8 protein-coding genes are annotated in these 10607 nt (G+C 62.3%); 1 reads left to right on the top strand and 7 read right to left on the bottom strand.

Going from position 1 to position 10607, the window contains the following annotated elements; genetic code table 11:
- Positions 1-295: 295 nt before the first annotated feature.
- From ACZM96_RS07260 to ACZM96_RS07235, 6 genes are all read right to left on the bottom strand, one after another.
- Positions 296-1174 carry a DMT family transporter gene (locus ACZM96_RS07260; protein WP_489488212.1) on the bottom strand — a complete coding sequence of 293 codons (879 nt, stop codon included), beginning with the start codon at positions 1172-1174 and terminating at the stop codon, positions 296-298.
- 923 nt (positions 1175-2097) lie between these two features.
- Complete coding sequence (locus ACZM96_RS07255) at positions 2098-2718, bottom strand: flavodoxin family protein (RefSeq protein ID WP_346664694.1); 621 nt, start codon at positions 2716-2718, stop codon at positions 2098-2100.
- Positions 2719-2971: 253 nt separating this feature from the next.
- Complete coding sequence (gene grpE, locus ACZM96_RS07250) at positions 2972-3547, bottom strand: nucleotide exchange factor GrpE (RefSeq protein WP_346664695.1); 576 nt, start codon at positions 3545-3547, stop codon at positions 2972-2974.
- Positions 3548-3600: 53 nt separating this feature from the next.
- Positions 3601-4497, bottom strand: coding sequence for a DNA polymerase III subunit delta (locus ACZM96_RS07245; protein WP_489488211.1), 897 nt, complete (start codon positions 4495-4497; stop codon positions 3601-3603).
- 58 nt (positions 4498-4555) lie between these two features.
- Positions 4556-5830, bottom strand: a complete 1275-nt coding sequence (locus ACZM96_RS07240) for an adenylosuccinate synthase (RefSeq protein ID WP_489488209.1) — start codon at positions 5828-5830, stop codon at positions 4556-4558.
- 741 nt (positions 5831-6571) lie between these two features.
- Positions 6572-7474, bottom strand: coding sequence for a LysR substrate-binding domain-containing protein (locus tag ACZM96_RS07235; RefSeq protein WP_489488207.1), 903 nt, complete (start codon positions 7472-7474; stop codon positions 6572-6574).
- A gap of 152 nt (positions 7475-7626) precedes the next feature.
- Here ACZM96_RS07235 and ACZM96_RS07230 point away from each other — a divergent pair, with 152 nt between their 5' ends.
- Positions 7627-8571 (top strand): AEC family transporter, encoded by a 945-nt coding sequence (locus ACZM96_RS07230; RefSeq protein ID WP_294489207.1) that lies wholly within the window; start codon positions 7627-7629, stop codon positions 8569-8571.
- 777 nt (positions 8572-9348) lie between these two features.
- Here the strand turns inward: ACZM96_RS07230 and ACZM96_RS07225 are convergent.
- Complete coding sequence (locus ACZM96_RS07225; protein ID WP_489488206.1) at positions 9349-10482, bottom strand: DNA-methyltransferase; 1134 nt, start codon at positions 10480-10482, stop codon at positions 9349-9351.
- Positions 10483-10607 lie beyond the last annotated feature (125 nt).

The raw sequence follows: 10607 nt of genomic DNA, 5'->3' as shown, positions 1-10607 counted from the left end.
CCGTTTACGCAAGACACGCTGTACGGTCTGCATTGCTTGCACGACGGCGGCTGCGTTTAACGCCGGAAGTGGATTCCGGCTACTTGCCTGCCGTCGGCCGGGCTCCTGATGTCGCCCGGGGCCCCACAGCGTTGAAAGACGGCCTTTCGTCATCCACTCCTCCCTTCGCCCACAGCTTCGGGCATAATCTTCCCGTTCACCCTGTCCTGCCGCTCCGGCGAAGCCGGAAGGCAGAAACAGGGGGGTGCGGGGGGAATTATTTCCCCCGCATGCCTTTCCTGCCTTTTCTGCCTTTCTATCTTTTTTCGGACTGGGAGAGGAAGAGGCCGGCGAGGGTGAGGATGGTGCCGAGGGCAGAGAGCCAGGTCAGGGATTCGTTGAGGACGACGACGGAGACGGCGACGGTGATGACGGGGACGAGGTAGATATAGAGGCTGGCGCGGACGGTGCCTAGGGCGCGGACGGCCATGTTCCAGGTTGTGAAGCAGAGGGCGGAGGCGACGAGGCCGAGGAAGAGCATATTGCCGAGATTGACGGGGCGAAGGAGTCTGGCGAAGTTGCAGTCGAAGCCGAAGAGGGGCATGCAGGGGATCATGAACAGCAGGCCCCATCCGAAGGTAGCGCGGGTGATCTGGATGGACGAGACGCCCCACGTGCCCATGATGCTGGTGAGACAGGCGTAGAAGGCCCAGACCAGTCCGGCAGAGACGGCGAGCAGGTCGCCGACCGGATTCAGGGAAAGCTGCGCGCCGTTGAAGCTGATAAGGCAAATGCCCGTCATGGCGACAAAGAAGCCGAGGTAGAAGAAAAGCCCCAGGCGCTCGCCGCTGCGGAACACGAAGCGCCCCACAAGTCCGGTGAAGAGCGGCGCGGCCGTGAGAATGACCGCCACGTTGGACGCCATGGTGTGATCAAGCGCGATGTTTTCCAGCAGGTAATAGAGGCATGTGCCCGTGAGTCCGGCGGCGGCCGTAACGGCGTGACGGCGCGGCGTCATGTGCGGCAGGCGCCCGGGAGCAACGAGGTACAGGGCGCAAAAGGCCATGGCAAAGCGCAGAAACAGGATTTCCACGGCCTGAAAATCCCTGAGCAACACCTTGGTACACACAAACGTGACGCCCCAGACGACAACGGTAAAAAGCGCCGCGGCATGACCGACGGCTGTGCTGGACATGTTCATACACCGGCTCGGGAAGGCCCGTTTGCGGAAAAAAGCTCCCGACAGCGTCCGGGGGCGACGCCCGTAAACAGGGTAAAACTGTTCGCAAGATGACTCGATCGCAAAAGCCCGGCAGCAACGCCGCCTCGGCGAGAGACCGCGTTCCGGCATTTTTTCCACGCGCCGCGCTTCGAGGCAGCGGCCCGGCGTAACGCCACGTGCCGCGAAAACGCCCGCAGCAGCATGGAAAAATCCACCCGGGGGGCGGCACGGATTGCCGAGACGCCTCCGCCAGGCGCGGGGTTCCGCTTGCAGGCGCAGGCGGGAGCACGACACGGGCCGGAGCCCGGCGCTGTCCGGCGTCGGCACAGGAGAGGCAGGGGCGATCGAGAAGTCGTCAGGCGGAAGAGCAAATTCTCTGCGCATCCGCCGTGTTGCAGCGTACACGGCGCACAGCAGCGTGGCAAGCCCGGAATCGCGCACAACGCGCTTCTTTCGGGCGCGGAAGGAAAAAACGGCAAGACGGGCGGTTCCCGCGTCAGGGCTGCGGCCTCCCCAAGCTCAGGGGAAGCAGAGACGCCCCCCGGACGATGCCGGAAACAAGCGACGCGAACCGACCCGGGATGAGCACAACCGTCGCCGCAGGAACGGAAAAGTCGCCGGGCACAAACGACGCCGTGAGAGAAACAACCGTCGACGCAACGGACAACACAGCCGGGACCGGACACCCGCCCCGGGCCGCGCATCCGGCCATGCGCCGCAGGAGGCGGCCCGCGCTTTTGCTCAAACAAACACGACGCGCCCCGCGCTTTCGTTCCCCAGAAACGGGACACGCCCCGTGCCCGGCACAAAAAAAGGCGTTCCGCAAAACCGAAGTTCTGCAGAACGCCTGACCGTCACGGCTCAGGGCTTGCCCGGAGCCTCAATCGCACCTTCTCCTACCGGATGAAGTTGGTGCGGATGACGGGTTCTTTCTCCGGCAGCGGCACGCCGGCAGCCTTGCCCGCTTCAAAGCAGCGGAGCATCCACGCCATGTTTCTGGCAAGCTGACGCATGGTCTGAAGGCCTTCCGCGTCCTGACGAACTTCGTCGGGCGTGTTGCCATGCACCTGGTTCCAGTAAATAGACGTGACCACCGGCATGTTGTTCATGCCGAAATATTTGTTGATCTGCTCAAACGCCGCAGACGCGCCGCCTCTGCGGCAGCTCACCACGGCCGCGCCGGGCTTGTTCGCAAACAGCGACGAGCCGCTGAAGAACAGTCTGTCGAGAAAACTTTCCAGCTGGCCGGACGCCGACGCATAGTACACCGGCGAACCGAATACGAATCCGTCAAACTCGGGAACCAGCGCCAGCGCTTCGTTCACCTTGTCGTCGCGGAAGCAGCGGCCGGTCTTGCGGCACGCGCCGCAGCCGATGCAGCCGGCAATGGGCTGCGTGCCGAGCTGAAAAATCTGCGAGCCGATGCCCTGCTTTTCCAGTTCGGCGGCAATCTCAGAGAGCGCCGTAAACGTGCAACCTTTGGCATGCGGACTGCCGTTCACAAGAAGTACCTGCATAGTATTTCTCCTGTTCCATTAGCTACAATGACTCATCCATCGCCCCCGCCTTCCGAAGCACACGCCGCGCCCAAAAAGCGCCGCGCTTCTCACGCAGGAACGCCTTTTGCAGCACATCCGGCCCCGCAGGGCTGTCCGCGCCGCAATCCGCGCCGCAAAACGCCATTCAGCGGAAACGACTCCCCTTCGTCCAACACAAAAACGGAGCTGCCCGAAGGCATCTCCGTTTCCGCAACGTTTTTCAAAAGGAATCCTATCGGGCAACGATAACGCGGGCCGGACGCAGCAGATGATCGTTCAAGCGATATCCCTTCTGCATCACGCGGACAATGCATCCCGAATCCACGCCCTCGGCCTCTTCCTGACCCACGGCTTCGTGATTGTTGGGATCAAAGGCCTCGCCCGCCGTGCCCACAGGCACCAGTCCGTGCTTCTTCAGCGCGTCGAGCAGCATGGTGCGCGTCATTTCCACGCCCACCATCATGTTCCGGCTCTCTTCCGACTGTCCGCCGTACTGCAGCGCAAGATCCAGATTATCCAGCGTGGGCAGCAGATCCGCCAGCACCTTTTCGGCCGCGTAGCGCGCCTGCTCTTCCTTCTCGCGCTGAACACGCTTCTTGAAGTTGTCCATTTCGGCCAGCGCGCGCAGCTTCACGGCGTTGGCCTCGGCGGCCACATTGCAGGCGGCGCAGAGTCTGGCACGGCACTCTTCAAGCTGTTCGTCTTCCGACTTTTCCTGAACGGGCGCTTCCTCGGTCTGCGGCTGTTCCCCGGCTTCGAGTTCCGGCTCCTCGTTCAGAGCTTCCTTGTTTTCAAATTCCTGACTCATCAAAAGACCTCCAATCGTGGTACCCGAAAAGGTAGGAACGATATGCCCCTCTGTCAAGGACTCCGACGTGAACGACCTCGTCCTTCGCGCACCACCCGATACACGCCCGTGGCCATGGCGTCGAGCGCCAGAAGCGGATTCACCTGCACAATGAGCGCATCCTGACACTCCACAAAAATATCCGACAATTCCAGCAGACTTTCTTCCGGCAGCGGACGGAACAACGCCGCCAGCGCCCCGGATTCGCGCCCCGCAAGGCAGTCCGCCAGCGCCTTCTGCCCCACAAGAGCCACCTGCTGCGCCGTGGCCGCATCCAGCCCGTTGCGCGACTGCGACAAATCAAACCAGCCGCGCCCCTCCGTCGCAAACTGCGTGAGCGCCTTTTCCCACACCCGCATGGCCTCCGGCAACGCGCGTCCGGTTTCCGGCCAGGGCAGCGTAATCACCCATCCGCGCGACACAAGCGTGGGCAAAAGCCGCTCACGCTGCGGCGCCGTGAACACAAAACACGTGTCGGGCGAAGGATCTTCCAGCACCTTGAGCAGCGAATTGGCCGCTTCCACGCCCAGCGACTGCGCTTCCGCCAGCACGATGACACGCCGCCGCGCAAAATGCGGCTTCTCGCCCATCACCGGGCGCAGTCCCCGCACATCGTCTATCTTGATGGATCCGACACGGCCGTCGAGCAGAAAAAGATCGGGATGCATCCGCGCCCCGATGCTCAGGCACGAATGACAGCGCAGACAGGGCTCGTCGCCCTGCTCCTCGCAGTTCAGCAGCGCCGCCCACCACAGGGCCAGCGCCACCCGCGACGACGCATCGCCGCCTTCCAGGTGCAGAAGCTGCGGCGGCTCCTCGCGCATGGCCTGCAAAAAGCCGCGCTGTCTGGCCAGTTCCGGCCCCAGCGCACCGGAAAACGCGGCGCGCGCCTCGTCCACGCCGGGGAGCACATCCTCGGGCGCAACGCGGCGCGCAGCCGTCTTACCTTCTTTTTTTCCCGCCGCCATATCAGTGACGGAAGGTCTGATTCCTGTCGGGCCCCACGGAAATGTAGCCCACCTTCACGCCCAGCACTTCCTCGATGCGCTCAATGTAGCGACGGCAGTTGCGGGGCAGGGAATCCCAGTCCGTGCAGCCGGAAAGATCCTCGTCCCAGCCGGGCAGCACTTCAAACACCGGCTTCACGTTGTCGAGGCCGCGCGGGGTCTGCGGCGGATACTGCATTACCTTGCCCTCGTACTCGTAGGCCACGCAGAACTTGATTTCCTTCAGGCCGGAAAGCACGTCCACCTTGGTAAGCGCAATGCTCGTGGGATCGCAAAGACGCACCATTTCCCGCAGCACCACCAGATCAAGCCAGCCGCAGCGGCGCGGACGTCCGGTAGTCGCCCCGTATTCGCCGCCCTGACGACGCAGAAATTCGCCCATGTCGTCGAAAAGTTCCGTGGGGAAAGGTCCGGAACCCACGCGGGTGGTGTAGGCCTTCACGATGGCGATGCGCTGATCGATCATGCCAGCATGCACGCCCGAACCGATGGAGGCGTTGTCGCACACCACGTTGGAGGAGGTCACAAAGGGATAGGTGCCGTGGTCGATGTCGAGCATGACGCCCTGCGCGCCTTCAAACATGATGCTCTTGCCGGCGGCGTCGGCATCGATGATGAGGCTCGACACGTCGGCCAGATAGGGCACAATGCGCGGCGCAATGGCCATGAGATCGTTGAACACGGTTTCGGGATCCAGCGCGGGCAGGCCGTAGAGCTGCGTGAAGAGCACGTTCTTTTCCTTGAGGGCGTGCTCAATCTTGTCGCGCAGCACTTCGGGATCGGTCAGATCGCCGGCGCGCACGCCCACACGGGCCTTCTTGTCTTCGTAGCAGGGGCCGATGCCGCGGCCGGTGGTGCCGATCTTGGACTTCGCACTGCCTTCGCGCGCGCCGTCGATGGCGCGATGATACGGCATGATGAGATGCGTCTTGTAGCTGATTTTCAGTCTTTCGGGGCTGACGTCGAGTCCGAGGCTCTGGAGGGCGTCTATCTCCTCAAGGAAGCTCTCAGGATCGAGCACAACGCCGTTGCCGATGACGCACATCTTCCCGGGATGAAGTATGCCCGAGGGCACGACATGCAGGACGTACTTCTGGCCATCAACAATGACCGTATGTCCGGCGTTGTTGCCGCCCTGAAAACGGACCACCATATCCACTTCGGAAGTGAGCAGATCGACGATCTTACCCTTGCCTTCGTCGCCCCACTGCGCACCAACGATTGTCATGTTCGACATATATCTCTCCTTAGGACGCACCTTGAAAAATAGAAGGCCGTTCCGGCCATCTGAAAACGCGCCAAAGACATTTTTATAGAGCCCTTTGTCTGGCTCGTCAACCCGATAAAGCCGAGGGGTTCCCGGACGCCCGTCAGTACCAATTCATTCCCCAAGTGCCGCAACTGCCCGTCGGCGCGGGCGACATTTTCCTTACCCCGAGTGCCGCAACGTCCCGTCAGCTCAAGACACACTGTACGGCCTGCGGAACTTGCACGACGGGCATTGCGTTTAACGGCGGAAGTAAATTCCGCCTACTTATGCCCGTCGGCGCGACCGCCTGAAGGCAGGTCGCGGGCCCCTGTGCGTTGAAAGATGGCCTTCCGGCAGACCTTTTCCCCCAAGCTGCTGAACCGAACTCAGCTCAATCACATCGAGCCGAGTGCTTTTCCGACAAAACATCTGGAAATCTCTTCCGTTGACACGACTGTCCGACAAATGTCGGACAGGAGTCGGCCACCGCAGGTGGGCGCAGCAGCGCACACCTGCACTGAGTCCGCAGACCGAACAGCGTCCACCAAGCACTCCGGCTTCCGCAGCCTCTGCCTTTCTGAACTCCCGTCATCTTCGGCAACGCGCTTTGCCTGCACGCTCCCGCCCCGCCGAACGGCGCAGCCTTCGGCGGAATCAGGGGGGCGCGGGGGGAATTATTTCCCCCGCATGCCTTTCCTCTCTTTCTGCCTTTTCTGCCTTTTCTGCCTTTCACTCCCGGGAATCGGGGAAGCAGTCGGGGAATTCGGCCCTGTCGCGGGAGAGTTCGTCCTGCATCCAGGCGAAGAAGGCGCTCACGCGGGGGGTGCGGGCGGCTTCGGCGAGGCAGACGGCGGTATAGCGGCTTCTGACCGGGACCGTGGGCGTGCGCAGAGCGGCGAGGCGTCCGGCGCGGAGGTCTTCGGCCACGAGAAGCGAGCTTGCCAGCGCCGCGCCCCGGCCTTCCGCCGCCGCGGAAAGCGCCATGTACGAAAACTGAAACATCGGCCCGAATCGCAGGTTCGGGCGCAGCCCCGAAGCCTGAAACCACGCCTTCCATTCCTGTTCCCCGGCTTCAGGAGAACGCAAAAGCCGGTCGGTCTGCCAGTCGTGTTCATGGTCACGCCAGTAGTCCGGGCCGAACACCGGGAAAAATCGCTCCTCCGGCAGCTGCACCATAAAAAGTCCGGGCGTCTCCGGCATGTCCAGCCGCACAATGACATCCACCTCCGGCCCCAGCACGGGGTGCCCCGGATGCGGTCCAATACGAATATCAATATCCGGACAGCGCTCGCAAAAACGACTCAGTCGCGGCGCCAGCCAGCGATTCGCAAAACTCGCCTCCGCCACCACGGAAAGCGGCCCCACCCCGCGCCGAAGACGCGCACTCTCCCGACGCAACGTGTCCAGCGCACCCGCAATCGCCGCGTAATACCGTTCCCCGTCCGGCGTGAGTCGGATTCCGGGCGCACGACGGATGAACAACGGCACTCCCAGGTAATCCTCAAGATGCCGGATGTGCTGACTCACGGCCGCCTGCGTCACGCACAGCTCCGCCCCTGCACGGGTGAAACTGCCCAGCCGCGCCGCCGCTTCAAAGGCCGCCAGCGCATTCAACGGTGGATTCTCTATCATAAGAAAAACTTATCCCGGCCCACAAGAAATCTCGTTTGCGCCGCCGCTGCATTTGCTGCATGTTGTTTTTCCGCGCCTTCCGGCCGAAAGGCGAAATCCAAAACAACTACGAATGCAAATGACGCGCGCCATGCGCCCGTCTGGAGATTCCCATGTGGGATGTGTTTTTATTACTGCTGCCCGTGTTTGTGCTGATCTTCCTGGGCATGCTCGCTGAACGCTTTCAACTCGTGCCCCCCTTCGGCTCGACTACGCTCAATCAGTTCCTCGTCAACCTCGGACTTCCGGCCCTGATCTTTCTTTCCATCGCCGAGTGCCGCCCCGAAGATCTCGACCATGAGGCGTTTCTCGCCGGATTCGCCGTCTGCCTGTTCGTGACCTTCGGCGCGCTGATTCCGGTGTTCCACTTCCTTAAATTCGATACAAATTACCGGGAGGAAGTGGTGCTGTCAATGCTCGCCAGCTTCCCCAACGTGGTGCTCGTCGGCCTGCCCGTGCTCATGGCCCTGTATCCCGGCAGCCCCGTGGTCGTGCTCGCCAGCACCCTCACCAACATTCTCGAAATCCCCATGGTGCTCATCACCCTGTTCATTCTCGTCAACAACGGCGCCCGCGGACGGCATCCCATACGCACCATCGCCCTCGCGCTCGTCACCAATCCCGTGGTGCTCGCCACCCTCGGCGGCGCCGCCTTCTACGCTTCCGGAACTCCCGTGCCCGCCGTCATCGAATCCCCCTGCCGCGCCCTCGGAAATTCCGTCATGCCCTGCGCTCTCGTGTCCCTCGGCATCGTCATCAGCGCAAGACTGCGCAATCACGGCGACAACAGCGTGTTTCATCCCGGCAGACAGGCCGTCATTCTCATCGGCAAGCAGATAGCCCAGCCCGTGATCGCCTTCATCGCGCTCACCGCCTTTCACACCGAACCCATGTGGCGCTCCATGGGCGTGCTGCTCGCCGCCATGCCCGTGGGCACCCTCGCCTACGCCATGAGCGACTCCTACAAGGTCGCCTCCAACGATGCTTCGGCCGCCGTCATCATGAGCACGCTCGTCTCGCTGCTGCTCATTCCGGTGCTCGCCCTCATCATCAAATAGGGGCAAAACGTCGGCGGACTCAGCGCCGCCGATTGAACATATTTTCGCCGCGGATCAGGCCGACTCCCATCGAACCGCAGGGACAACGGCTCCACGGCAACCGGCACGATGCCCCGGGATGACGGGGAATCTTCCCAAGGGCTTCGACGCCGGTAAAACCTTTTCCCCCCGGAACGGATACGCTGCGCACCTTCCCCCCTTGCCGCGCCTGCTTTTGTCAGCCCCTCCTCTCGGGGAACGCTCCGTTCCTTTTTCCCTGCCATGCGGGGCGCTTTTTCAGCCTGAGGCGCCCCGCTTTACATAGTCCTCCTCACTAAAGCCTGCGGCAAGAATCGTTCCTGCCGCAGGCTTTAAGTTTAAACGGATACAGACACGGAACGAGAAAACAACAGGCATCAAGCCCGGCGCGCAGAGCGGCCGCAGCCTCTGAGAAATTTTCCCCAGCGCCCGTCCGCTCCCCGCGCGAACCACGGCTGCCCCACGGCCCTGCGTGCAGGGGCGTCGCCTGTACGGAGCTGAGGTTCACAGCATGATGGGCCCCACGGCCCTGTGCGATGTCTTGCCGCTCCGGCCGCAGATAAAAAAACGCCGCCTGCAAAAGGCGACGCTTGTCGTTCCTGCCGCACGGGGCATGTGGACGGGGCATCCGGGGGCCGCGCCAGTCCCGCGCATGAGGGCAAATCGCCGTCCGGCTCCGTCACGGATCTGTTGCTTGCTTCGGCTCGGCCCCGTCAACGGCTCCAACGCGGAGCTCTCAGCCGCTCAGGCACGAATCCCTCACCGGCTCCCGCGGGTACGCCCCGGCTTGTCCTCGTTCGGCGTCGGTTTCACCGTCTTCGTCGCAAGCTTCGCCGCCTTCGTCTTCGGGCGTCCGGGCTTCTTTGCCTTGGTCGGAGCCTTGCCCGGCGTCCCTTCCGCAGCGCCCGGCTTCTTCGCCTTCACTTTTCCGGCACTCTTCCCCTCGGCGGGCGGCGTGCCCGCTTCGTCCGCAGCCTTCGTCGCTCCGCTCAAGGCCTCCGCACGAATGGCGTCCCGCGCTTCCACAAGATCGCTCAACGCCTGACGGACTCGCGCAGATCCCCGACGCCATTCCACATCCTTGCCGCTGAAGCGCTTCTTCATCACATGCACGGCTTCGAGATTGCTGTCCACCAAGAGCGCATTGCGCCCCAGCTCAAACGCCGATTCCCCAAGCGTGCCGCTTCCGGCAAAAAAGTCGCACAGAATGTCCCCGGGATTGGAATGCACCTTCACTATCCGATCTATGATCGCCCGCGGCTTCTGCGTGGCATAGCCGGTCTTTTCCCGGCCGTTCGGACTCACTATCGTGTGCCACCACACATCCGTCGGCGTCTTGCCCAGCGCCGCCTTGCGCGGCCCCACCAGCGCAGGCGCCATGTAGGGAATACGATCCATCGCGTCGAAATTGAACGTGAACTTCTCAGGATTTTTCACGTACCAGAGAATATTGTCGTGCTTCGCCGGCCACCGCTTCTTCGAGCGCGCTCCGTAATCGTACGCCCAGATGATCTCGTTGATGAACGACGCGCGGCCAAAAATGCCGTCCAGCATCACCTTGCAGTAGTGAATCTCCCGGTAGTCCAGATGAAAGAACAGCGCTCCCTCAGGCGCAAGTATGCGGTACGCTTCTTCCATGCGCGGCTGCAGAAAGCCCAGAAAATCATCAAATCTGTCGTCGTATCCGCTGGTCTTGCCCCGGATCGTCCGATAAAGCTGCCCCTTGAATCCGACACGGTCGCCGTGATCGTCCCGCACCGTCGCAAGCTGCGTGCGACGCTGCACCTTCCCCGTGTTGAACGGCGGATCAATATAAATCAGGTCCACACAGGCATCCGGCAGCGCGCGCAGCACCGCCAGGTTGTCGGCATGAAAAACGGCAAGTCTGGGCATGGATATCCTTTGTCCTCACAGATGACAGACGCCCGCACTTTAATCGTTTCGCAGATTTATGGCAAGGCGCATAGAAGACCTTCAATCTTCGCACATGCTTCCCCCTCATGCAGGCCGCGCCAAGT

It is taken from the genome of Mailhella sp. (genome assembly GCF_057866825.1).
Note: the sequence above shows the minus strand (reverse complement) of the source record. Positions and strands in the feature narration are given on the sequence as shown.

What these genes read in the sequence shown, in the direction of transcription:
- ACZM96_RS07260 (WP_489488212.1), bottom strand. Translation starts at nt 1,174, where the DNA reads ATGTCCAGCACAGCCGTCGGTCATGCCGCGGCGCTTTTTACCGTTGTC.
- ACZM96_RS07255 (WP_346664694.1), bottom strand. Translation starts at nt 2,718, where the DNA reads ATGCAGGTACTTCTTGTGAACGGCAGTCCGCATGCCAAAGGTTGCACG.
- grpE (WP_346664695.1), bottom strand. Translation starts at nt 3,547, where the DNA reads ATGAGTCAGGAATTTGAAAACAAGGAAGCTCTGAACGAGGAGCCGGAA.
- ACZM96_RS07240 (WP_489488209.1), bottom strand. Translation starts at nt 5,830, where the DNA reads ATGTCGAACATGACAATCGTTGGTGCGCAGTGGGGCGACGAAGGCAAG.
- ACZM96_RS07235 (WP_489488207.1), bottom strand. Translation starts at nt 7,474, where the DNA reads ATGATAGAGAATCCACCGTTGAATGCGCTGGCGGCCTTTGAAGCGGCG.
- ACZM96_RS07230 (WP_294489207.1), top strand. Translation starts at nt 7,627, where the DNA reads ATGTGGGATGTGTTTTTATTACTGCTGCCCGTGTTTGTGCTGATCTTC.
- ACZM96_RS07225 (WP_489488206.1), bottom strand. Translation starts at nt 10,482, where the DNA reads ATGCCCAGACTTGCCGTTTTTCATGCCGACAACCTGGCGGTGCTGCGC.